Origin of the sequence: Streptomyces sp. NPDC101776, from assembly GCF_044766845.1 — a bacterium.
Classification (GTDB): Bacteria; Actinomycetota; Actinomycetes; order Streptomycetales; family Streptomycetaceae; genus Streptomyces.
The window spans coordinates 16,210-39,270 of record NZ_JBIWMV010000030.1 but is presented as its reverse complement, the minus strand read 5'-3'; the positions used below and the strand labels follow the sequence as shown (position 1 = coordinate 39,270).

Genomic DNA, 23,061 nt, shown 5'->3' with positions numbered 1-23,061 from the left:
GCGCCGGGGTGATCATCTCGGCGCCGGGGTCGCGAGAGCGTCGTAGTGACCACTCGATGACGTAGTGACTACTCGATGACGAGGTCGACCTCGATGTTGCCGCGGGTCGCGTTCGAGTAGGGGCAGACCTGGTGGGCGGTCTCGACCAGCTTGCGGCCGGTGGCCTCGTCCACGGTGTCGGGGAGCTCGACGCGCAGGGTCACCTTGAGGCCGAAGCCCTCGCCCTGCTTGCCGATGCCGACCTCGGCGGTCACGGCCGCGTCGGTGACGTCGACCTTCGCCTGCCGGCCGACGAGGCCGAGGGCGCTCCCGAAACAGGCGGCGTAGCCGGCGGCGAAGAGCTGCTCGGGGTTGGTGCCCTGGCCGTTGCCGCCCATCTCTACCGGAATGCCGAGCTGAAGGTCGATCTTGCCGTCGTTGCTGACCGCGCGGCCGTCACGGCCGTGGGTGGCGGTGGCTACGGCGGTGTAGATCGCGTCCATTGGAAACCATCCCTCTCGGAAGTCTTGGTGAGGTGGGGTTGGTCCGGGTGTCCGGACCGCCTCACGGAGATAAGTAGAGCACACAATTCAATTGCCCACAACTGAATGGCCCGCTAGCGCTATCCTGGACACATGACCACCACTCCCGCCGACACTCCCACCGCCGACTGGCTCCGGCTCGACCAGCAGATCTGCTTCTCCCTGAACGCCGCGTCACGCGCCTTCGGCGGTGTGTACCGGGTGCTCCTCAAGGATCTCGGGCTCACGTATCCGCAGTACCTGGTGATGCTGGTGCTGTGGGAGCAGGGCGAGCTGCCCGTCAAGAAGCTCGGCGAACACCTGCGGCTCGACTCCGGCACGCTGTCCCCGCTGCTCAAGCGGCTGGAGACGGCCGGTCTGGTACGGCGTGAGCGCAGCGCGCGCGACGAGCGCTCGGTGGAGGTACGGCTCACCGACGAGGGCGTCGCGCTGCGCGAGCGCGCGGTCGAGGTGCCGCGCCGCATTCTCGGCGCGACCGGCTTCGACATCGACGCGATCCGGGCGCTGCGGGAACAACTCGACCAGCTCACGGGGGCGTTGGACGCGGCGACGCTGGAGCAGGCGTAGACACCGGGTTCGCCGGCTGCTTCATCGGTTTCGTCGACCACATGGCCTGTGGTGGCATGCGGCGGATGTAGAGGGCGAGCTTCACCCGGCCGCCCACGTACTCGCGGCGGCGCGCGAACTCCCCGTCCACGACGTCGAGTTTGACCCGTTCGGTCGGGTCGCCGGGTGCCCAGCGCGAGGGCAGCAGATTCGACTGCGCGACGATCCAGACCCGGTCCACACCGGCGAGCCGGGCCCGCAACTCCCCCGGCCCCACCTCACGCCCGCTGAGCGTCCCGGACCTCGCCCCCGACTCCCGAAGCGCCAGGTCCCGGGCTCCGACGAACGGTCCCGGGTACGCCGACGCCGTCACCCGCCAGAACGACGGCAGGAACAACACGGGGTCTCCTGACCGGAGTTCACGTCCGGCGAGGGCGGCGACCACGGCGAGGTTCTCGGGGCGGCGGGCCGCGAGGTGGTCGTTCCGGTAGGCGGGGAGGTTGTGGAGGAAGGGGACGGCTACGGCCAGGACGCCGGCGAGGGCGATGAGATTTGCTCGGGTGAGGAGGCGGGCTCGGGTGAAGAGATTCGCTCGGGTGAAGAGAGGGGCTCGGGTGAAGAGATTCGCTCGGGTGGCGCGGATGGTGAGGGTGGCGAGGAGCGTGCGGACGTCGGCGGGAAGGCGGGCGGGGGCGGCGAGGAGCGTGCGGACCCGGGTGAGAAAGCGGGCGGGGGCGGCGAGGAGCGTGCGGGTGACAAGCCGGATGCGGCGGGGTGAGCGGCGGCTGGTCAGGGAGCGGCGGGGGGCGATGGGCCTTAGGGGGTTCGGGTGGTCAACTCCGTTCAGGGGTGGGCGACTTGCGAGGCGAGCTCCAGCGCCCGTTCCGGCACCGGCTTCCGTCCCCACTCCGGCACCAACTGCCGCTCCGACACCGACTCCAGCACCTACTCCGGCTCCGACACCGGCTCCAGCACCCAGTCCGACTCCGACACCGACTCCGATACCGGCTCCGATACCGGCTCCGATACCGGCTCCGGCTCCGGCTCCGGCTGCCGCACCCGCACCGACTCCAACTCCCGCTGCGGTTCCGGTTCCTGTGCCAACTCCCGCTCCCGTCGTACGGTCCGCTCCCGGGCCCAGACCACCCCCGCTCAGCGCGCCGACCAACTGCCGGTGACTCCCCGCCTCGGTCGCCACACGGCAGGGCTCCGCGCGACGACCATTCGGGGTGCCGCGTTCCTCCAGCCACAGTCGTCCCATCACCCCCACCACCCGGTCCGCCCCCGCCGCCAGCAGCAGGGGCGCGCCCGCCAGCGCGTACAGCACATACCGCTCGTGGAACAGCGGCCGGAACTGCGACACCGTCAGCAGGATCACCGGCGGCACCAGCAGCAACGGCAGCGCGACCGACGTGAGGCGTCCGGCGCCGAGTCCGATCAGGATCAGCAGGACCGAGGTCCAGAAGACGACGCCGGTCGGGGTGACGGCGAGGAAACCGCGGGCCAGGCGTTCCGTCGTGTCCCAGTCCGGCATCCGTAGCCACGCCACCTGTGCCGACTGCCGTTGGGACACCCACGCCAGCGGCAGCAGGACGCCCACCGCCATGCCCGCCGCACGGCCCCAGCCGAGCCACACGCTCTTGGGCACTCGCGCCGCCGCCAGCGTGATCGCGTGCGCGCAGAGCACCAGGACCGCGAACTCGTGCAGCAGAAAGGTCACGGCGAGGACGGCGCCGTAGCCCCACCAGGACCGCCCCTCCAGCGCCCGTACCAGCAGCAGCGTCGCCCCGGCCACGCCCGCCGCGACGAGGGTGTACGAGCGGCCCTCCTGGGCGTAGTGGCCGGTCAGCGGGGTGATCGCGTAGAGGAGACCGGCCCAGAGGCCGACCCGGGGGCGGGCCAGGCGTGCGCCGAGGATCGCGACCAGGCCCGCCGTCGCCACCGCGCCGCACACGGACGGCAGCCGGAGGGCGACCTCGCCGGGGTGGACGGCGAGGACGGCGTGCATGAGGAGGTAGTACAGGCCGTGCACCGCGTCGACACCGTGCAGCAGATGCCAGATCTGCGGCACCGTGCGCCGCCCGACCAGGAACGTGACGCCCTCGTCGCCCCACATCCCGCCGCGGTCGAGCCCCCACAGCCCCAGCGCGAGCATGACGGCCATCGGCACGAGCACGGCCACGACCTCCGCACGCGTCCGTCGCCCGAGCCCGTGCCCGTACTCACCCTCGCCTTGGCTGTCCACCTGGATGATTTTGTACTGTTGGCAAGCTCTTACCGACGATTGACGGTGTATGAGCATTCCTACGGCATTCACCCGGCTTACGATCCGCCGTGTGATGAACGCCGCCCGCGGACACCGCCTCCTCGCCCTCGCCCTCGCCTGGCTCACCACCCGCGCGGGAATGCTGCTCCTCCTCGCGTACAACGACCTCCCCCTGCTCGGCCGGGGCGGGGTCGCGCGCGAGGTGTGGCGCCTGTACCACCACTGGTACGGCGTCCTGTCGCACGGCGCGTTCCCCGCGCACGACCCGCTGTGGCAGTACCCGCCGGGCGCCGGCCCGGTCCTGCTGGCCCCCGCGCTGCTGCCGGACCTGACGTACTTCCAGGCGTTCGTCGCCCTCACCCTCGCGACCGACGCGCTGATCACCGCGGTACTGGCCCGCGCGGGCACCCGCCCCGGCCACAGCCTGCGCGGCGCCGCGTACTGGATCCTCACCCTTCCCCTCCTCCTGCACATGCCCCTCGTCCGCTACGACGTGCAGGTCACGGCGTTCGCCGTCATCTCCCTGTTGACGTTGTCGCGCTCCACGCGTGTGTGCGGCGCGTTCGCGGCGCTGGGCGCGCTGGTGAAGGTGTGGCCGGCGCTGGTGCTGCTGGGGATGCCGAGGGGGCGGACGACGCGGTCGGTGTGGTCGTGGGCGGTGGGGACGGGGGCCTTGTCGCTCATGTCTCTCGTGGTCTTGTTCAACAATCCTTTTGCCTTCTTGCGTCAACAGGGCGGCCGGGGCGTGCAGATCGAGTCGTTCGGCGGCACCGTGCTCGGCCTGGCGACCCACGCCGGCTGGGCGGGCCAGGTGCACTACCGGTACGGCGCGATGGAGTTCACGGGGCCGTACGTCTCCGCCGTCGCCGACGTCTCCCTCGCGCTCACGGCGGTCGCCTTCGGGCTGTTGCTGCTGTGGCGGGTCCGGGCCCGCCGCTGGACCGCGGCGACCCCGTACGACGCCGCGCTGAGCGCCGTCCTGCTGTTCACCGTGACCAGCCGGGTCATCAGCCCCCAGTACATGATCTGGCTGCTCGGCCTGGCCGCCGTCTGTCTGACCTCGCGGCACACCACCCAGCGCGCGGTGGCCGCGCTGATCGTGGCGGCGACGGCGGTCAGCTCCGTCGAGTTCCCCGTCCTGTACGTCGACGTCATCCACTCCACCTGGACGGGCTGCGCCCTGATGGTCGTCCGCAACGGTCTGCTGGCCGCCGCGGCCGTCCTCTCTTTCGTCCGCCTCTGGCGCTCGTCCAGGGCGCTCCCCGAGACGACGCACACGCGCGTGCTGCCCCCCGGCCCGTACGGGGAGTCCCAGCGGTTGACCGCCGCGCACTCCGGCGCCTGATTGACTGAGGCCCGACCACGGATCTCACGGGATCCAGTGACGGAGGGGACGGCCGCACATGACCTGGCTGATCACCGGCGGCGCCGGCTACATCGGGGCGCATGTCGTGAGGGCGATGACCGAGGCGGGCGAACAGGCGGTCGTCTACGACGACCTGTCCACCGGCATCGCCGCGCGCGTGCCCGACGGCGTGCCCCTGGTGGTGGGTTCGACCCTGGACGCGGAACGGGTGGCCCGCACCCTCGCCGACCAGGACGTCACCGGAGTCGTCCACCTGGCGGCGAAGAAGCAGGTCGGCGAGTCGCTCGACCTGCCGTTGCACTACTACAGGGAGAACGTCGAGGGCCTGCGCGTCCTCCTGGAGGCGGTGACCACGGCCGGCGTCCCGTCCTTCGTCTTCTCGTCCTCGGCGGCCGTCTACGGCATGCCCGACGTGGAACTGGTGACGGAGGAAACGCCGTGCGTGCCCATGTCGCCGTACGGCGAGACCAAGCTCGCCGGTGAGTGGCTGGTCCGCGCGACGGGCCGGGCGACCGGCCTGTCCACGGCCTCCCTGCGCTACTTCAACGTGGCCGGCGCGGCGAGTCCCGAACTCGCGGACACGGGCGTCTCCAACCTCGTCCCCATGGTCTTCGAGAAGCTCACCGCGAACGAGCCCCCGCGCATCTTCGGCGACGACTACGCCACCCCGGACGGCACCTGCGTCCGCGACTACATCCACGTCATGGACCTGGCCGAGGCCCACGTCGCCGCCGCCCGCGCCCTCCAGGCTTCTCCCGGCCGCGCTCTCACCCTCAACATCGGCCGCGGGGAGGGCGTTTCGGTCCGCGAGATGATCGACCGCATCAACGCGATCACCGGTTACGACCGTCCACCGACCGTCCACCCCCGCCGCCCCGGCGACCCGGCCCGCGTCGTCGCCTCCGCCGACCGCATCACCACCGAACTGGGCTGGAAGGCCAAGCACGACGTCCAGGACATGATCGCGTCGGCGTGGGAGGGGTGGGTGCGGTTGCATCCGGGGGCGGCGCGGGCCTGATGGACGGTTCCCGCGGGGCGGAGCGCGCGGTGGGCACCGTCCTCGGCGACACGCAGAGGCAGAACATGCTCGCGTCTGCCTGGGAAGCGTGAGTGCGGTGGCGTCCGGGAGCCGCGCGCGTCTGACGGCCGGCCCCTCCCCAAACGCTGAGCCGAGACCCTGCACTTAGCCCTGCCGGGGTCCCGGGGGGTACGGGTGCTGCGAGCGGCTGAACTCGGAGAGCCGGCACGGCAGTTGGACCGCCGGGGATGGGGACTCGCCGGCGGCCGGTCGGGGACGCCGGTAGCCATCGTCGTCACAGGGGTGCGGCGGAGCCCTACAGCGCCTTGAGTCCCTCGGTCGTCGCCCGGGCCAGCGCCCCCAGGTACCCCTTCGGCAGCTTCGGGCTGCGGATCACCACGGCTCGCCAGTACAGGGGGCCGGAGATCAGGTCGAGGGCCAGGTCGTCGTCCATGCCGGGGCGGATCTCGCCACGCCGTTCCGCCGCCGCCAGGATCTTGCTGGCCACGCCCTCCTGACCCTCCCGCAGCGCCTTCTGCATGGCCTCGGCGATCTCGGGGTTGCGGGCCGCCTCGGCCTGGAGGTCCGGGATGATCTGCGAGGCGACGGGGTGACGCAACGCCCGTGACGTCACCTCGTACAGCATCCGCAGGTCACCCTCCAGCGAACCCGTGTCCGGCGTCGGCAGCCCCATCACCGCGATCGCCGACACCACGTCGAGCACCAGGTGCAGCTTCGAACGCCAGCGGCGGTACACCGCCGTCTTGCCCACTCCCGCCCGACGCGCGATCCCCTCGATCGACATCCGGGCATATCCGACCGCCGCCAACTCCTCGAAGACCGCCGCGCGAATGGCTTCGGTCACATCCTCGCGGAGTACGGCCGCCCCGGCGGGGGTGCGGCGGCGCTGACGTGTCTGGGGCTCGTCGGCGTTCGTCGTCATAGCTCAAGCATAGGGGCGTTGCGACGAAACGGTTGCGTTCCGACGCGGGTTGCGTTGCGACGAAACGGGTTCGTCGTAACGCGGACGGGCGGCACGGGCGGACGGGTGGCACGGGCAGACACACGGCACGGGAATCGAGCCGTGCGCGAGCCCGTCGGCAGCAGGCGGCGGCGCAGCGGCACGTCGAGACGCAACCGGCTCGTCGGCGGGACGCAACCGGCTCGTCGCCGCGACGGAACCAGACCGTCCCCGCGACGCGCCCGTAGCGTCCCGCCGACGCGACCGGGCCGATCGGGCCGATCGGACCGACCGGCCCGCCCCTGCGACACCCCGCACGACACTCCACGCCACCCCTCCCAGAGCGTATCGACGCAACACCCCCGTCCCGCCCCAAAACCTAACGGCCCCATCACATCCGTCACGACGAAACGGTTGCGTTCCGACGCTGAATCCGCCTACGCTCACGTTGCGACGATACGGTCCCGTCCCGACGTAAGAGAACGTAAAGAAAAGCGTAAGAAAACGCCGGACGGCGGGACACGGCAGCCGGACGCACGCACCCCCTCCCCCCGAGCGAAAGCAGCGGATGTGAGCCAGGTCCTCCACACACCGCCCCATTCGCCGGCCCCGGCCGACGAAGAAGACCTCGCGGCGCTCGCCGCACGCCACGGCCTCACGGTCAGTGGCGCCCGCCCCTCCCTGCGCGAGTACGTGAGCCAGCTGTGGGAGCGCCGCCACTTCATCACCGCCTTCGCCACCGCCAAGCTGACCGCGCAGTACAGCCAGGCGAAGCTGGGCCAGATCTGGCAGGTGATGACGCCGCTGTTGAACGCGGCGGTGTACTACTTCATCTTCGGCATCCTGCTGGGCACCAAGCGCGGCGTCCCGGACTACATCCCGTTCCTGGTGACGGGCGTGTTCATCTGGACGTTCACGCAGAGCTCGATCATGGCGGGCACCCGGGCGATCTCCGGCAACCTCGGCCTCGTACGGGCCCTGCACTTCCCGCGGGCCGCGCTGCCGATCTCGTTCGCGCTGCAACAGCTCCAGCAGTTGCTGTTCTCGATGGCCGCCCTGGTCGTGATCCTGCTCTGCTTCGGTGTGCCGATCAGCTTCTCCTGGCTGATGGCGATCCCGGTGCTGGTCCTGCAGTTCACGTTCAACGCGGGCGTCTCGATGATCATGGCCCGGATGGGCGCGAAGACGCCGGACATCGCGCAGCTGATGCCGTTCGTGCTGCGCACCTGGATGTACGTCTCCGGCGTCATGTGGAGCATCGACAAGCTCACCAGCAAGGACCACCTGCCGCACATCGTGACGCTCGCCCTGGAGACCAACCCGGCGGCCGTCTACATCGACCTCATGCGCTACTCGCTGATCGACAGCTTCCACTCCAGCCAGCTCCCCCCGCATGTGTGGCCGGCCGCGCTGGCCTGGGCGCTGATCGCCGGAGTCGGCGGCTTCATCTACTTCTGGAAGGCTGAGGAGACGTACGGCCGTGGCTGAGCAGACCATCGAGTACCACACCGAGCGGACCCCCGTGGCCGCGGACAGCACCATCCCCACCGTCGTCTGCGACGGCGTCGACATCATCTACCGGGTCAACGGAACCGGCGCCGGACGCGGCTCCGCGACCGCCGCCCTCAACCGCATGCTGCGCCGCGAGAAAGCGGAGAAGGCGGCGGGTGTGCGCAAGGTGCACGCGGTCAAGAAGGTGTCCTTCGTCGCCTACAAGGGCGAGGCGATCGGGCTCATCGGCACCAACGGTTCCGGCAAGTCGACCCTGCTCAAGGCGGTCGCCGGCCTGCTCCCGGTCGAGAACGGCCGTATCTACACGCACGGCCAGCCCTCCCTCCTCGGCGTCAACGCGGCCCTGATGGGCGACCTGACCGGCGAGCGCAACGTGTACCTCGGCGGCCTGGCCATGGGCATGTCCCGCGAGCAGGTCAAGGAGCGCTACCAGAGCATCGTCGACTTCTCCGGCATCAACGAGAAGGGCGACTTCATCACCCTCCCGATGCGGACGTACTCCTCCGGCATGGGTGCCCGGCTGCGCTTCTCCATCGCCGCCGCCAAGGACCACGACGTCCTGCTGATCGACGAGGCGCTGGCGACGGGCGACCGGTCGTTCCAGCGGCGTTCGGAGGAGCGGATCCGCGAGTTGCGCAAGCACGCGGGCACGGTCTTCCTCGTCAGCCACAACAACAAGTCGATCCGCGACACCTGCGACCGCGTGCTGTGGCTGGAGCGCGGCGAGCTGCGGATGGACGGGCCGACGGAGGAGGTCCTGGAGGCGTACGAGGCCTTCACGGGCGGCGCCGACAAGCCCAAGGAGCCGGCCGCCGACAAGGTCGCCTAGAGGTCCTTCCAGAGGTCCTTCTAGAGGTCCTCGTCCTGGAACACCCACGTGCGGTAGACCAGGAAGCGGAACGCGGACGCGAGCACGATCGACAGGGCCTTCACGGCATTCGCCTCAAGCGGACCGTGGAGGCCCAGCCCGTGGTAGCCGACGTAGAAGAGGCCGCTCTCCATGGCCACGCCGATGCCGCTGAAGACGAAGAACAGGGCGATGCGGCGGGCGCCGGGGGCGTCGCGGTCGCGGTAGGTGTAGTAGCGGAAGCCGAGGTAGTTGGCGCCCATCGCCACGCAGCTGGCCAGGACCGTCGCGAGCATCGCGGGCCAACGCAGGCCGTGCAGCAGGGCGTTGAAGACCGCGAAGTTGACGAGGACGCCGCTGCCGCCGACGATCCCGAATTTCACGACTTCCAGGACGACCTTGCGCACCGGCCTGACGGGGGCGGCGGTCGCGTGTTCCTCGGTGAGGTTGAGAGTCACGCACCAAGGCTTAGCGGGACAGAGTAAGCACTCCCCCTGATTACCCCTAAGGCACTCCATGAAAGGGCGCCCCGAGCCATTGCGGCCCGGGGCGCCCAGTCGTCGTAGGAACTACGAGTGCGTGCGCAGCAGCGTCCTCATCGTCCGCATCGCCACCGACAGGTTGGCGAGGTCGAACGTCTCCGAGCCCTGGATCTCGTCCAGGGTCGTGCGGGCCCGGCCCAGGAGCGCCGTGTTCTTCTCCTGCCAGGTCACGAAGCGCTGCTCGGGGGTCGAACTGCCGTTGCCCGCCGAGAGGATGTCGGCCGTCAGGGCCGCGTGCGCCGCGTAGAGGTCCTCGCGGATGGAGGCGCGGGCCATCGACTGCCAGCGGTCCGCGCGGGGCAACTCGATGATGCGGTCCATGAGTTGGGTGATGTGGAGGCGGTCGGCGAGGTCGTAGTAGACCTCGGCGACGTCCATCGGGTCCTTGCCCGTGCGGTCGGCCACCGAGACGATGTCGAGCGCCGGGAAGGCGGACGAGAACCCGGCCACGCGGGTGGCGAGTTCGGCGGGGACGCCTGCGCCGGTCAGCTCGTCGTAGATCTGCTGGTACCACTCCAGGTCCGCGCCGCGCAGCAACTTGGGGAGCTGGGACCAGACTTGCTCGACGCGCTCGCCGAAGAACTCGACGGTCTCGGCGAGTTGGAGCGGCTGCGGCCGGTTGTTGAGCAGCCAGCGGGTGCCGCGCTCGCACAGACGGCGCGAGTGCAGGCGGATGCGGGTCTGGACGGGTGCCTCGACGGAGTTGTCGAGGGCCTCCACGCCGTCCCACACCTCGGCCGCGTCGAAGATCGCGCGGGCCGCGGTCTGCGCCCGGACGATCTCCTCCAGGGAGGCCCCGGTCTCCTCGCGGAGGCGGTGCAGGAAGCTCGTACCGCCGGTGTTGACCGTGTCGTTGACGAGGACCGTGGTGACGATCTCGCGGTGCAGCGCGTGGGTGTCGATCTGCTCGGCGAACTTCTCGCGCAGCGCGGTCGGGAAGTAGGCGTGCAGCAGCGTGCGCAGGTAGGGGTCGTCGGGGAGCGTGGTGTGCAGCAGTTCGTCGGCGACCGTGATCTTCGTGTACGCCAGCAGGACGGCCGTCTCGGGACTGGTCAACCCCTGTCCCTGGGCGAGGCGTTCGCGGATCTGGCGGTCGGTGGGCAGGAACTCCAGCGCCCGGTCGAGGTGGCCCTCGCGGACCAGCGTGCGCAGGAAGCGCTGCTGGGCGTGGAGCATGTCCTTGGACTGGGCGAGCGCGTTGGCGATCGCGGTGTTCTGCGCGTAGTTGTTGCGCAGGACGAGGGTGCCGACCTCGTCGGTCATCTCGGCGAGGATCTTGTTGCGCTGCTTGACGGTCATGTCGCCGTCGGTGACCAGGCCGTTGAGCAGGATCTTGATGTTCACCTCGTGGTCGGAGGTGTCCACTCCCGCGCTGTTGTCGATCGCGTCCGTGTTGATCTTGCCGCCCTGCTGGGCGAACTCGATCCGGCCGAGCTGGGTCAGACCCAGGTTGCCGCCCTCGCCGACGACCTTGACGCGCAGGTCGGCGCCGTCGACACGGATGGCGTCGTTGGCCTTGTCGCCGACGTCCGCGTGCGACTCGGTGCTCGCCTTGACGTACGTCCCGATGCCGCCGTTCCACAGCAGGTCGACCCGTGACTTGAGGATCGCCTTCATCAGGTCGGCCGGTGTCATCTTGGCGACCTTGTCCTCGATGCCGAGGGCCTCGCGCACGTGGGCGTTGACCGGGATCGCCTTGGCCGTGCGGGGGAAGATCCCGCCGCCGGACGACAGCAGCGCGGTGTCGTAGTCCGCCCAACTGGAGCGCGGCAGCTCGAACATGCGGCGCCGCTCGGCGTACGAGACGGCCGCGTCCGGGGTCGGGTCGAGGAAGATGTGCCGGTGGTCGAAGGCGGCGACCAGGCGGATGTGCTCGCTGAGCAGCATGCCGTTGCCGAACACGTCACCGGACATGTCGCCGACGCCGACGACCGTGAAGTCCTCGCTCTGCGTGTCGACGCCCAGCTCCCGGAAGTGCCGCTTGACGGACTCCCAGGCACCGCGCGCGGTGATGCCCATCTTCTTGTGGTCGTAGCCCGCGCTGCCTCCGGAGGCGAACGCGTCACCCAGCCAGAAGTTGTAGCTCTCGGCCACTCCGTTGGCGATGTCCGAGAACGTCGCGGTGCCCTTGTCGGCGGCGACCACCAGGTAGGTGTCGTCCTCGTCGTGCCGGACGACGTCCGCCGGAGGGACGACCTCGCCGGCCACCAGGTTGTCGGTGATGTCGAGCAGGGCCGAGATGAACATCTTGTAGCTGGCGATGCCCTCGGCCAGCCAGGCGTCCCGGTCCACGCTCGGGTCCGGCAACTGCTTGGCGACGAAGCCGCCCTTCGCGCCGACCGGCACGATGACGGTGTTCTTCACCATCTGCGCCTTGACCAGGCCGAGGATCTCCGTACGGAAGTCCTCGCGCCGGTCCGACCAGCGCAGCCCGCCGCGCGCGACCTTGCCGAAGCGCAGGTGCACGCCCTCGACGCGCGGCGAGTACACCCAGATCTCGTACGCCGGCCGCGGCGCGGGCAGGTCGGGGATGGCCTGCGGGTCGAACTTCATCGAGACGTACGCGTGCGCGTGCCCGCCACGTGCCTCCTGGAAGAAGTTGGTGCGCAGGGTCGCCTTGATGACGGTCAGGAAGGAGCGCAGGATGCGGTCCTCGTCGAGGCTCGCCACCTGGTCGAGGGCCGCGTCGACCTCTTCGAGGAGGGCGTCCACGATCTCGCGCCCGGCGCGCTGCCGGTCCGGCGACATCCGCGCCTCGAACAGGGAGACGAGCAGCCGGGTGGTGTGGACGTTGTTGCGGAGGGTGTCCTCCATGTAGTCCTGGCTGAAGGTCGAACCGGCCTGCCGCAGGTACTTGGCGTACGCCCGCAGCACCATCGCCTGCCGCCAGTCGATCCCGGCGCTCAGCACCAGCGCGTTGAAGCCGTCGTTCTCCGCCTGCCCGGTCCAGGTCGCGGCGAACGCCTCCTGGAACCGCTCGCGGCCGTTCTCGCCGAGGGAATCCCCGTTGCCGTTCTGCGACTTGGGCATCCGCAGCCCGAAGTCGTAGATCCACGCCGTCGTACGGTCCGAGCAGCGCAGTTCGTACGGCCGCTCGTCGACGACCTCGACGCCGAGGCGGCTGAGGACCGGCAGGACGGCGGAGAGGGAGACCGGGGCGCCCTTGCGGTAGATCTTGAAGCGGCGCTCGTCGGGGGCGGCGCCCACCGGCTCGTAGAGGCTGAGCTCGAAGGCCTCCTCCTCCGTGAGCCGTTCGAGGTGGACCAGGTCGGCCACGGCGGCGCGCGGGGAGTGGTCCGCCTTGTAGCCCTCGGGGAAGGCGTTGCCGTAGCGGCGCACGAGTTCGGCCGCGCGCTCCTCGCCGCACTCGGCGTTCAGCGCGTCGCCGAAGGCGTCGGCCCAGGAGCGGGCGGCCTCGACCAGGCGGGTCTCGATGCGGTCCTTGTCGGCGTCGGACAGCTCCGGCAGTTCGGTGCCCACCGGGACGCGGACCACGAAGTGCAGCCGGGAGAGGATCGACTCGGTGTTCCAGGCCGTGAAGTCGACGCTGATGCCGTCGAGTTCTTCTTTAAGGATGTCGATGATCCGCAGGCGTACGCCCGTGGTGTAGCGGTCGCGCGGGAGGTAGACGAGGGCCGAGTAGTAGCGGCCGTACTCGTCCTGGCGCAGGTACAGGCGCAGCCGTCGGCGTTCCTGGAGGTAGAGCACGGACGTGACGATCGAGCGGAGTTCGTCGACCGGGGTCTGGAACAGCTCGTCGCGCGGGTACGTCTCCAGGATCTGCAGCAGGTCGCGCCCGTCATGGCTGTTGGGCGAGAAGCCGGCGCCTTCGAGCACCTCGTCGACCGTGCGCCGGATCACCGGGACCCGGCGGACGGACTCCGTGTAGGCGGCCGAGGAGAACAGGCCCAGGAAGCGGCGCTCGCCGACGACCTCGCCGTTCTCGTCGAACTTCTTCACGCCCACGTAGTCGAGATACGACGGACGGTGCACCGTGGAACGGCTGTTGGCCTTCGTCAGGACGAGGAGCTTGTGCTCGCGGGCCTTGGCCCGGGCGTCGGCCGGGAGCCGCTCGAAGGACGGGCTCACCGGGTGGCTGTCCTCGCCGGCGTGCTGCGGGTCGGCGCGGAGGATGCCGAGGCCGGTGCCGGGGACGGCGGCGAGGGAGTCGTCCTCGCGCAGTTGGTACTCGCGGTAGCCGAGGAAGGTGAAGTGGTCGGCGGCCAGCCAGCGCAGCAGCTGGCGGGCCTCCTCGACCTCGCTGGAGGGCAGGTCGGAGGCGGTCGGCTCGGTGGGCAGCTCGTCGGCCATCCGCAGGGCCGAGTCCCGCATCTTCTCCCAGTCCTCCACGGCCTCACGGACGTCGGACAGGACGCGCAGCAGATCGGCGGTGATCTGCTTCAGGTCGGCGCGGTCGGTCTCGCGGTCGATCTGGACGTGGATCCAGGACTCGGTGTGCGCGTCGTGCGGCAGCTCGCCGGCGGGCGGGGTGGTGAGCACCTCGATGAGCTTGCCTGTGAGGTCGCGGCGGACGACGATCTGCGGGTGGATGACGACGTGGATGCCGCGGCTCTGGCGGGTCAGTTCGTTGGTCACCGAGTCGACGAGGAAGGGCATGTCGTCGGTGACGACCTCGACGACGGTGTGGCTGCACGTCCAGTTGTTCTCCTCGACCGTCGGGGTGTGCACCCGTACGTTCGCCGTGCCCTGGGGTCGGGTCTCGGCCAGCCGGTAGTGGGAGAAGGCGGCGCCGAAGACGTCGACCGGTTCGCGGCCTGCGAGGTCCTCCGGGGCGGTGTGCAGGTAGTAGCGCTGGAGGAACGCGAGCACGGTGTCCCGGTCGGGAGTGCTCCCGTCCGTCGTCCCGGTCGGTAGGTGCCCACCGACCGGGCTGTTCTCAGCTACCCGAGCAGCCCTCTCGAGCAACTCGGCCTTTGCTTCGTCCAGCTTGGTCTGCATTGTCCTCTGGCTCCTGTCGCGCGCCGTTGCGTGACGTAGAAGGAAGTTCGGTGTCTTCCCCTGCGGCTCGACGCCACGGCCCGGGGTGTCCGGTCTGCTCAGACGCTATGCCGCAAGGTGAGATGAGCGGTGGGTTATCAGCCATTTTCGGCACGCCCGCAAGGTGTGACGCTGCTCTCTGTCGCGTCGGTACCCGGGGTGTGCACGGCGTCCTGGGAGCCCTTGGAGCTCCGTCCCGCCCGCGAGGGCCTGCCGGGCAGACCCTGGGACCAGCGACCGCCGCCCGGTCACGGATGTCGTCCGTGCTCGCCGGGCGCGGAGCAGGGGCGACGATGCCCCCGCGAAATATCGCGCTGATCACGCCACAAGGCTATCTCTCCTCACCGGGGGCTCGTCACGAGCCGGATGTGTACAAACCGAGGGTGGAACTTTGACGTTATGCACAGGGGCGCAGAGCGTGAAATCGTCGTATTCACGGGCAGTCGGGACGGTGTCGATGGGTGGCGGTGGTGGAGGTGACCGTGTCGGTGACGGTGGTGTCGGTGGGTGGCGGTGCCGGTGACCGCGTCGGTGACGGTGGTGTCGGTGTCCGGGCCGCGAGGCCCCTTGGCAAGCACCGCGGCACGAGGCACGTTGCCCTTGACGCCTCGCTCAAGACGCCTTGCTCATGACGACTTGAGCGCTTGAGGCCCTTGCGTACGTGCTTGAGGCCTTGAGCTCATGAGCCCCACGGCGCCCGACGCGGGCTCGGACGTATGCCACGGCAACAGAGGAGCGCACCGACATGACAGCGAAGATCCTCATCGTCACCGGCGACGCAGCGGAGTCGCTGGAAGTCCTCTACCCCTACCAGCGGCTGCGCGAGGAGGGCTACGAGGTCCACATCGCGGCTCCCGAGCGCAAGCAGCTCCGGTTCGTCGTCCATGACTTCGAACCCGGCTTCGACACCTACACCGAGAAGCCCGGCTACACCTGGCCCGCCGATCTCGCCTTCTCCGAGGTCGATCCCGGCCAGTACGCGGCCCTCGTCATCCCCGGCGGGCGGGCCCCCGAGTACCTCCGCAACGATCCCGAACTCCGCAAGATCCTCAAGTCCTTCTTCGACACGGACAAGCCCGTGGCCCAGATTTGCCACGGCCCCCTGCTCACCGCCGCGATCGACGGCCTGCGCGGCCGGCGCGTCACGGCCTACCCGGCGCTCGAACTCGACATGCAGTCCGCCGGCGCGACCTTCCAGGACGCCGAGACGGTGGTCGACGGCACGTTGGTCTCCGCCCGCGCCTGGCCTGATCACCCCGGCTGGATGCGGGAGTTCCTCACGGTGCTGCGGGCGAAGGCGCCGGTGACGTGACGGGGGCGTGAGCTCCGGCGCGGTGTCTCTTGGGCATGGTGTCCCTTGGGGTGCGGTGTCCCTGGGGCATGGCGACCCCGGGATGCGGTGTCCCCGAGGGCGCGGTGTCCCCGAGAGCACGGTGTCCCTTGAGATGTCGCGCCCCGCCCTGTCACACCGGCCGGCAGGTCACGCTCACGTTCCCGTTCACGCCGCCAGCCGCTCCGCCTCCGCGACGGCTTCCGCCAGCGAGTCCACCACGGGTACACCCACGACCTCGAGGCTGGCCCGGCTGTGCGAACCGCCGGTGTAGAGCACGGCCCGCGCGCCCACATGCAGGGCTGCCACCGCGTCGTCGGTCGCGTCCCCGATCACCACGGTGCGCGCGGGGTCCACTCCGGTCAGCGCCCCCAGGTGCCGCACCATGTGCTCGGCCTTGCTGCCGCCGGAGGGACCGGTGCGCCCGTCGACCCGTATGAAGTGCGGCTCTATCCCGAACTCCCTCACCAGCGGGACGAGTTCGTCATGGCCGTACATGCTGAGGATCGACTGACTGCGACCCGCTGTCCGCCACCCCGCGAGCAGGTCCGCCGCGCCTTCGGTCAGCCCGCAGGTGATCCGGTGCTCGGTGTAGTACCGATGGAAGACGCCATCCATGGCCTCCCACTCGGCGTCGGTGGGCAGCCGCCCCAGCAGCCGCTCGTAGAACTTCGGCACCGGCACGCAGTAGAGCGCCCGGTACTCCTCGATCGTGATCGCCTTGAGCCCCAGCTCGGCGAACGCCGCGTTCGTCGCTCCGACGACCGCGTCATTGTCGTGGAACAGCGTGCCGTTCCAGTCCCAGACGATGTGCGCGCTTCCTTGCATCCCCATGCCAAAAACGGTACCCGCCGCCACTGACAATCAAGAGGATCGCAGGTCAGTGGGCATATTCCGGCACCGCACAGGCTCAATCGGCGAGCCCGACGAGGTTCGGGATCTCCTGCGTCGCGTACCAGAGCAGCTCGTGGTCCTCGGCCCCGTCCACGACGAACTGCGCGTCGTCGTCGCCGCGCTCGGCCGCCGCGAGCGCGTCGGCGGCGGCGCTCACATCTCCCTCCGCGTCACCGAGATCGACGTGCACGGCCGCCGCCTTGGCCAGCGACACCGTTCCGCCGACCCGCAGCTCGCCGAGCGCCGCCGGGTCCAGTCCGCGGTCGGGGTCGGCGTGCGCGCTGCCGTCGGGTACGTCGACGGCGACCACGACCCGGCGCCGGGGCGCTTCGGGGTCGGCCGCCAGCAGCCGCAGCGAGGCCAGCGCGGCGCGGTTCAGCGCCGCGTACTCCAACTCCTCGATGTCGTCGGAGAGGTACCACTCGCGCAGCGCGGGCGTCACGGCGTACGCGACGAAGGGTCCCGTCCCCAGCTCACCCGTCTTGTACGCCTCGGCGAGACCGGAGAGGGTCAAGGGGACGTAGACGCGCATGGCTGACCGCTTTCGTAGTCGGAGAGTGCCTCGGGGAGGACGGTGCGGTGCCTCCGGGAGGGCCTTCAGGATACGTGCGCGGGTCCCCTATCGAGTCCCCACCCGCACCCCTGAACGCGTCCACCCCACGCCGGAAATTCACCCTGGGCACCCTTGCGGTGACGGGCTCCAGGGTCCACAAAACACTCGGATAAGTGAACATTCCAGCCCCTCCGACCCGCCCCACCACGTCCTTGCCACCCGTGCCCATGGCCCCGTACAAGATCCCCAACCAGCAAGTTACTTCCCGGTACATCCCGGGCCGACCCAACGGGGACCCCATGCACAAGGTCATGACCAGGACCGCCCAGCACACCCCGACCCGCCCGCCGACCCGCCGCGACCCCCGCCGCCCCGGCACGGGCTCGCCGCGCGGACAGGGCGGGGGAACGTCCCGTACGGCACCTGCGGCCGAGACGCCGGCGATCGCGGCCCCGGCGAGGCGCACGGGCGCGGCCGCTCTCCCCACGGCTCTCACACCGACGCCGAGCCACCGCACGACCCCTGCGGCATCAACGCCTATGGCAGGCCGAGCGACTTCCCCCACCTCGCCGCGCACCTCGCCGCACACCTCACCAAGCACCTCACCGCAGGCCGAACCCCACACCGTGCCCGCCCAGGCCGCCCAGACCGCCCGCAGCGGGGTTCCGCAGCCACGCCCCACGGATCTCTTCGCCGACCGCCTCCTCGCCGTGCTGAGCGGCCAGCGGCCCGTCCACTCGATGCTCCGGCACACCGCGGGCCGCGCCTACGACGACCTGGCCCGGCTCGCCGAACACGGCCCCCTGCGGGCCACCCGTGGCACCCGCCCGGTGGTCCGCGACATCGGCTACTACGTCGCCCGCCCGGGCGCCGTGGAGGCCTTCGCCCGCATCGGCGCGGGTGACCAGGTACGGGCCATGGCCTTCCGCCTGGAACGGGGCGCGGACCTCCGCTGGCGCTGCACGGCGGTAGAACTGGGCGGCCCTCGCACGCCGCACTCGGACGACGACTGAGGAGGGTTGACGGAGGCTGACGAGGGCCACCGGCGGACTGGGGGTTACGGGGGCTGCCGGTGGCCGGGGGGCGGAGCCGGGGCTGGAGCCGACGCAGAGGTAGAGGCCGAGGCCGGGACCTGGACCAGGGCCGGGGCCGGGACCAGGGCCGGGACCGGGACCGGGACCGGGACCGAGTGGGACCGGGGCCGGGGCCGAGTGGGACCGGGGCCGGAGTGGAGCCGAGACCAGCGCCAGGGCCGGAGCCAAGGTAGAAGCCGAAGTTGGGGCCGAAGGTGGAGCCAAGGCCGTCGCCGGAGCCGGAGGCAGGGCCCAAGCCGACCCGAAGGTGAAGCCGGAGCCAAGGGCCCAGCCGGAACGAGAGCCAAGGCCCAAGCCGGAGCGAGAGTCAGGGCCGAAGCCGCAGGGCTGGAGCCGAGGCCAGGACCGGAGCCGGGCCGGAGCCGGAGCCTAGACCGAGGCAAAAGCCGAGGCCACGGCCAGCGCCGGGGCAGGCTCCAGCGCCTGAGCCGGAGCAGAAGCCAGCGCTGGAGCCGCAGCCGAGGCCGAGACAGAAGCCGGAGCCGGAGCCGGAGCCAAGGCTGAAGCCGGCGCTGGCGACGGCCCCAGCAGGGGGACCACCCACCGCGCCTGACGCACCCACCACACCCACCGCCTCCCTACAACCCGCCCCCACGCCACACCCGCACCCCGCACACCCCCACACCACACACACGCCGAAGGGCCAGGCACCTTTACGATGCCCGGCCCTTCAAGATCTCTGCACGGGGACTCCGCGCGGGAAACAGCCCCGACAAGCTCAACCCGTCACTCAGGGCCGCCAGTCACAGCACACCACCCGCCCACTCGGAGCAACCCCACCCGGGGCTGACCCCACAACGCGGAGCAACCTCACGAAGCCGACCCCACGACGCGAAACAACCCCACGTGGAGCCGACCCCACAACACGGAGCAACCTCTCACAAAGCCGACCCCGAGACACCGATCAACCCCGCGGAGCGACCGTCACTTCTTGCGGCGGCTGCTCCGGCGTCCCTGCTTGCGACGCTCCGCGCGCGTGAGGCCGTCCGCCTCGGAGCGAACCGGCTCGTCGTCGCTGGTGAAGTCACCCTCGACGATGCCGCCCTCGCCGTCCACGGTCGGCGCGGAGAAGTGCAGCCGGTCCGGCCGCTGCGGGGCGTCGAGCCCCTTGGCGCGGATCTCGGGACGGGCGCTCGCCTGCGCGGGCACCGTGTCCTCCTTGTCGAGCGACGGCTTGTCGTCCTCCAGGGGGACTTCCTCGACCTGCTGCTCGACCTGGACCTCCAGGTTGAACAGATAGCCGGCGGACTCCTCCTTGATGCCGTCCATCATGGCGGTGAACATGTCGAAGCCCTCGCGCTGGTACTCGACCAGCGGGTCCTTCTGGGCCATCGCGCGCAGGCCGATGCCCTCCTGGAGGTAGTCCATCTCGTAGAGGTGCTCGCGCCACTTGCGGTCCAGGACCGACAGCACGACCCGTCGCTCCAGCTCACGCATGATCTCGGAGCCGAGCTGCTCCTCGCGATCCTTGTACTGCTCGTGGATGTCGTCCTTGATGGACTCGGAGATGAACTCGGCGGTCAGACCGGCCCGGTCCCCGGCCGCCTCCTCCAGCTCGTCCACGGTGACCTTCACCGGGTAGAGCTGCTTGAACGCGCCCCACAGCCGGTCGAGGTCCCAGTCCTCCGGGAAGCCCTCGGCGGTCTCCGCGGTGATGTACGCGTCGATCGTGTCGTCCATGAAGTGCACGACCTGCTCCTGCAGGTCCTCGCCCTCCAGGACACGGCGCCGCTCGCCGTAGATGACCTCGCGTTGACGGTTGAGGACCTCGTCGTACTTGAGGACGTTCTTGCGGGTCTCGAAGTTCTGCTGCTCGACCTGCGACTGGGCGGACGCGATCGCGCGCGTGACCATCTTGTTCTCGATCGGCACGTCGTCCGGGACGTTCGCCATCGACATCACGCGCTCGACCATCTGGGCCTTGAACAGCCGCATCAGGTCGTCGCCCAGGGAGAGGTAGAAGCGGGACTCGCCCGGGTCGCCCTGACGGCCGGAGCGACCGCGCAACTGGTTGTCGATACGACGCGACTCGTGCCGCTCGGTACCGAGGACGTAGAGGCCTCCGAGGTCCTTGACCTCCTCGAACTCGTCCTTGACCGCCTGCTCGGCCCGCTCCAGCGCGGCGGGCAGGGCGTGGGCCCACTCCTCGATGTGCTCCTCGGGGTCGAGGCCCTGCTGGCGCAGCTCCGCCTCGGCGAGGTCGTCAGGGTTGCCGCCGAGCTTGATGTCCGTACCGCGGCCGGCCATGTTGGTGGCGACCGTGACGGCACCCTTGCGGCCGGCCTGGGCGATGATCGGCGCCTCGCGGTCGTGCTGCTTCGCGTTCAGCACCTCGTGCTGGATACCGCGCTTGGCGAGCTGCTGCGAGAGGTACTCGGACTTCTCGACCGACGTCGTACCGACGAGGATCGGCTGGCCCTTCTCGTGCTTCTCGGCGATGTCGTCGACGACCGCCTCGAACTTCGCGACCTCGGTGCGGTAGATCAGGTCGGACTGGTCCTTGCGGACCATCGGCCGGTTGGTCGGGATCGGGACGACGCCGAGCTTGTAGATCTGGTGGAACTCGGCGGCCTCGGTCATCGCCGTACCGGTCATGCCCGAGAGGTTGCTGTAGAGGCGGAAGAAGTTCTGCAGGGTGATCGTGGCGAGGGTCTGGTTCTCGTCCTTGATGTCCACCCCTTCCTTCGCCTCGATCGCCTGGTGCATGCCCTCGTTGTAGCGGCGGCCGGCGAGGATACGCCCGGTGTGCTCGTCGACGATCATGACCTCGCCGTCGATGACGACGTAGTCCTTGTCCTTCTTGAAGAGCTCCTTGGCCTTGATGGCGTTGTTCAGGTAGCCCACCAGCGGGGTGTTCACCGACTCGTAGAGGTTGTCGATGCCCAGCCAGTCCTCGACCTTGCCGACACCGGCCTCGTGGATGGCGACCGTGCGCTTCTTCTCGTCGACGTCGTAGTCGGCCGTCTCCTCCAGGCCCTTGAGCGAGTTGCCTGCCTCGCCCTTCTTCAGGCGGGTGACCAGCTTGGCGAAGTCGCCGTACCACTTGGTGGCCTGGTCGGCCGGGCCGGAGATGATCAGCGGTGTACGGGCCTCGTCGATGAGGATCGAGTCGACCTCGTCGACGATCGCGAAGTTGTGGCCGCGCTGCACCAGTTCGTCCTGCGACCACGCCATGTTGTCGCGCAGGTAGTCGAAGCCGAACTCGTTGTTCGTGCCGTACGTGATGTCGCACGCGTACTGCTCGCGGCGCTGGGCCGGGGTCATGTTGGCGAGGATGCAGCCGACCTCGAGGCCCAGGAACTTGTGGATCCGGCCCATCATCTCGGAGTCGCGCTCGGCCAGGTAGTCGTTGACCGTGATGATGTGGACGCCGTCTCCGGAGAGGGCGTTCAGATACGCGGGCAGAGTGCCGACCAGGGTCTTGCCCTCGCCGGTCTTCATCTCGGCGACATAGCCGAGGTGCAGGGCGGCGCCGCCCATCATCTGCACGTCGTAGTGGCGCTGGCCGAGGACACGCTTGGCGGCCTCGCGCACGGTGGCGAACGCCTCGGGCAGCAGGTCGTCCAGGGTCTCACCATCGGCGTAGCGCTGCTTGTACTCCTCGGTGAGGGCCTTCAGCTCGGCGTCGGAGAGGTCCACGAAGTCCTCTTCGATGGACTTGACCTGGTCCGCGATGCGGTGCAGCTTGCGCAGGATCTTGCCTTCGCCTGCACGCATGATCTTCGAGAGGACGGACACGGGGCTTGGTCTCCTTGCCGGTCGGGCCTGGGACAGTCGGTTTCCAATGACATGGCTGAGCAACGGCCATCGTATGCGAGGACCCCGCCACGCCGGGAGCCTGCCGGGGACGCCGACCGTCCACTACTTCAAAACTGCTTCAAGGGGACAACGGCCGGGGGTCGCCGATGGTGCCGCGTCGTTCCGAGGAATTGCGCGAAATGTGATCACTCGCTCACACAGCGCGAAAGGATGGCGTCCTTGTGCGCCCCCGAGCAGAATCGGTCGATGGAACCCGTCACGCTCACGACCGACCGTCTTCTCCTGCGCGGCGTCGGCCCGCAGGACACCGATGTCGTGTATTCCGCCGCCCAGGACCCCGAGATCCAGCGCTGGACGACGATCCCCTCGCCCTATCTCCCGGAGCACGCGCGGAGTTTCACCGAGCAACTGGTCCCCGAGGGCTGGGCGAACTGTTCGATGTTCACCTTCGGTGTCTTTCTCCCCGAAGGGGAGTTGGTGGGCATGCTCGCCATCACGATGCGTTCCCTGGGCGTCGGCGAGGTCGGCTTCTGGGCCACGAAGCGGCACCGCGGCAACGGCTACATCACCGAGGCCACCCTCGCCGTCTCCCGCTGGGCCTTCACCCGGCTGTCGATCGACCGCGTGGAATGGCGCGCGGAGGTCGGCAACAAGGGCTCCCGCGCGGTGGCCGAGCACGCCGGTTTCACCATCGAGGGCACGCTCCGCTCCGCGATCAACAACAAGGGCGTACGACGGGACTGCTGGGTGGGCTCCCTGCTCCCGTCGGACCTGGGCCTGCCGTCGACCGCGCCGTATCTGCCCGCCCAGCCGTAGCGTGAGAAATCCGCAGCTCAGCCCGCATTGTCAGTGCC

16 protein-coding genes are annotated in these 23,061 nt (G+C 69.8%); 8 read left to right on the top strand and 8 right to left on the bottom strand.

The genetic code is table 11. From position 1 onward, the window contains the following. Positions 1–68: 68 nt before the first annotated feature. Positions 69–482 (bottom strand): organic hydroperoxide resistance protein, encoded by a 414-nt coding sequence (locus ACIRRY_RS47640; protein ID WP_019056748.1) that lies wholly within the window; start codon positions 480–482, stop codon positions 69–71. Positions 483–614: 132 nt separating this feature from the next. Between ACIRRY_RS47640 and ACIRRY_RS47635 the strand changes: the two genes are divergently transcribed. Next, positions 615–1,088, top strand: coding sequence for a MarR family winged helix-turn-helix transcriptional regulator (locus tag ACIRRY_RS47635; protein WP_403985990.1), 474 nt, complete (start codon positions 615–617; stop codon positions 1,086–1,088). Here ACIRRY_RS47635 and ACIRRY_RS47630 read toward each other — a convergent pair. Next, complete coding sequence (locus tag ACIRRY_RS47630; RefSeq protein ID WP_403986122.1) at positions 1,048–3,231, bottom strand: glycosyltransferase family 39 protein; 2,184 nt, start codon at positions 3,229–3,231, stop codon at positions 1,048–1,050. The genes ACIRRY_RS47635 and ACIRRY_RS47630 overlap by 41 nt on opposite strands. A 175-nt stretch (positions 3,232–3,406) precedes the next feature. On the opposite strand from ACIRRY_RS47630, the gene ACIRRY_RS47625 reads away from it, so the two are divergent. Continuing rightward, positions 3,407–4,678, top strand: coding sequence for a glycosyltransferase 87 family protein (locus tag ACIRRY_RS47625; protein ID WP_403986119.1), 1,272 nt, complete (start codon positions 3,407–3,409; stop codon positions 4,676–4,678). 58 nt (positions 4,679–4,736) lie between these two features. Further along, a complete protein-coding gene (galE, locus tag ACIRRY_RS47620) occupies positions 4,737–5,717 on the top strand; it encodes a UDP-glucose 4-epimerase GalE (RefSeq protein WP_403985987.1) in 981 nt (326 codons plus the stop codon). A gap of 316 nt (positions 5,718–6,033) precedes the next feature. Here galE and ACIRRY_RS47615 read toward each other — a convergent pair whose 3' ends face one another. Continuing rightward, on the bottom strand, positions 6,034–6,660 hold the full coding sequence (locus ACIRRY_RS47615) for a TetR/AcrR family transcriptional regulator (RefSeq protein WP_393043201.1): 627 nt from the start codon (positions 6,658–6,660) through the stop codon (positions 6,034–6,036). A gap of 588 nt (positions 6,661–7,248) precedes the next feature. Between ACIRRY_RS47615 and ACIRRY_RS47610 the strand changes: the two genes are divergently transcribed. Further along, positions 7,249–8,166: an ABC transporter permease gene (locus tag ACIRRY_RS47610; RefSeq protein ID WP_403985983.1), complete on the top strand. Its 918-nt coding sequence runs from the start codon at positions 7,249–7,251 to the stop codon at positions 8,164–8,166. Beyond that, a complete protein-coding gene (locus ACIRRY_RS47605) occupies positions 8,159–9,019 on the top strand; it encodes an ABC transporter ATP-binding protein (RefSeq protein WP_403985981.1) in 861 nt (286 codons plus the stop codon). Before ACIRRY_RS47610 ends, ACIRRY_RS47605 begins: the two co-directional genes overlap by 8 nt. Positions 9,020–9,039: 20 nt before the next feature. Here ACIRRY_RS47605 and ACIRRY_RS47600 read toward each other — a convergent pair whose 3' ends face one another. Together ACIRRY_RS47600 and ACIRRY_RS47595 are read right to left on the bottom strand one after the other, a co-directional pair. Further along, positions 9,040–9,495, bottom strand: a complete 456-nt coding sequence (locus ACIRRY_RS47600; RefSeq protein WP_403985978.1) for a GtrA family protein — start codon at positions 9,493–9,495, stop codon at positions 9,040–9,042. Positions 9,496–9,606: 111 nt separating this feature from the next. Beyond that, positions 9,607–14,538 carry an NAD-glutamate dehydrogenase gene (locus ACIRRY_RS47595; RefSeq protein ID WP_403985975.1) on the bottom strand — a complete coding sequence of 1,644 codons (4,932 nt, stop codon included), beginning with the start codon at positions 14,536–14,538 and terminating at the stop codon, positions 9,607–9,609. A 784-nt stretch (positions 14,539–15,322) separates the two neighbouring features. On the opposite strand from ACIRRY_RS47595, the gene ACIRRY_RS47590 reads away from it, so the two are divergent. Then, complete coding sequence (locus tag ACIRRY_RS47590) at positions 15,323–15,889, top strand: DJ-1/PfpI family protein (RefSeq protein ID WP_200688651.1); 567 nt, start codon at positions 15,323–15,325, stop codon at positions 15,887–15,889. Positions 15,890–16,075: 186 nt separating this feature from the next. Here the strand turns inward: ACIRRY_RS47590 and ACIRRY_RS47585 are convergent, their stop codons facing one another. Together ACIRRY_RS47585 and ACIRRY_RS47580 are read right to left on the bottom strand one after the other, a co-directional pair. Further along, entirely contained in the window at positions 16,076–16,741 is a 666-nt protein-coding gene (locus ACIRRY_RS47585) for an HAD family hydrolase (RefSeq protein WP_403985972.1), read from the bottom strand. Positions 16,742–16,817: 76 nt separating this feature from the next. Then, complete coding sequence (locus ACIRRY_RS47580) at positions 16,818–17,333, bottom strand: DUF6912 family protein (protein WP_403985969.1); 516 nt, start codon at positions 17,331–17,333, stop codon at positions 16,818–16,820. 320 nt (positions 17,334–17,653) lie between these two features. Between ACIRRY_RS47580 and ACIRRY_RS47575 the strand changes: the two genes are divergently transcribed. After that, on the top strand, positions 17,654–18,367 hold the full coding sequence (locus ACIRRY_RS47575) for an Rv3235 family protein (protein WP_403985966.1): 714 nt from the start codon (positions 17,654–17,656) through the stop codon (positions 18,365–18,367). Positions 18,368–19,372: 1,005 nt separating this feature from the next. On the opposite strand, the gene secA is transcribed toward ACIRRY_RS47575, so the two are convergent. After that, positions 19,373–22,186, bottom strand: a complete 2,814-nt coding sequence (gene secA, locus ACIRRY_RS47570) for a preprotein translocase subunit SecA (RefSeq protein WP_403985963.1) — start codon at positions 22,184–22,186, stop codon at positions 19,373–19,375. 267 nt (positions 22,187–22,453) lie between these two features. On the opposite strand from secA, the gene ACIRRY_RS47565 reads away from it, so the two are divergent. Next, the gene (locus ACIRRY_RS47565; RefSeq protein ID WP_403985960.1) at positions 22,454–23,023 is read left to right on the top strand and encodes a GNAT family N-acetyltransferase; all 570 of its coding nucleotides are present in this window, start codon (positions 22,454–22,456) and stop codon (positions 23,021–23,023) included. The last annotated feature ends 38 nt before the right edge of the window (positions 23,024–23,061 follow it).

What these genes read in the sequence shown, in the direction of transcription:
- ACIRRY_RS47565 (WP_403985960.1), top strand. Translation starts at nt 22,454, where the DNA reads ATGGAACCCGTCACGCTCACGACCGACCGTCTTCTCCTGCGCGGCGTC.
- ACIRRY_RS47615 (WP_393043201.1), bottom strand. Translation starts at nt 6,660, where the DNA reads ATGACGACGAACGCCGACGAGCCCCAGACACGTCAGCGCCGCCGCACC.
- ACIRRY_RS47630 (WP_403986122.1), bottom strand. Translation starts at nt 3,231, where the DNA reads ATGGCCGTCATGCTCGCGCTGGGGCTGTGGGGGCTCGACCGCGGCGGG.
- ACIRRY_RS47580 (WP_403985969.1), bottom strand. Translation starts at nt 17,333, where the DNA reads ATGCGCGTCTACGTCCCCTTGACCCTCTCCGGTCTCGCCGAGGCGTAC.
- ACIRRY_RS47640 (WP_019056748.1), bottom strand. Translation starts at nt 482, where the DNA reads ATGGACGCGATCTACACCGCCGTAGCCACCGCCACCCACGGCCGTGAC.
- ACIRRY_RS47595 (WP_403985975.1), bottom strand. Translation starts at nt 14,538, where the DNA reads ATGCAGACCAAGCTGGACGAAGCAAAGGCCGAGTTGCTCGAGAGGGCT.
- ACIRRY_RS47575 (WP_403985966.1), top strand. Translation starts at nt 17,654, where the DNA reads ATGCACAAGGTCATGACCAGGACCGCCCAGCACACCCCGACCCGCCCG.
- ACIRRY_RS47625 (WP_403986119.1), top strand. Translation starts at nt 3,407, where the DNA reads ATGAACGCCGCCCGCGGACACCGCCTCCTCGCCCTCGCCCTCGCCTGG.
- galE (WP_403985987.1), top strand. Translation starts at nt 4,737, where the DNA reads ATGACCTGGCTGATCACCGGCGGCGCCGGCTACATCGGGGCGCATGTC.
- ACIRRY_RS47585 (WP_403985972.1), bottom strand. Translation starts at nt 16,741, where the DNA reads ATGGGGATGCAAGGAAGCGCGCACATCGTCTGGGACTGGAACGGCACG.
- ACIRRY_RS47590 (WP_200688651.1), top strand. Translation starts at nt 15,323, where the DNA reads ATGACAGCGAAGATCCTCATCGTCACCGGCGACGCAGCGGAGTCGCTG.
- ACIRRY_RS47635 (WP_403985990.1), top strand. Translation starts at nt 615, where the DNA reads ATGACCACCACTCCCGCCGACACTCCCACCGCCGACTGGCTCCGGCTC.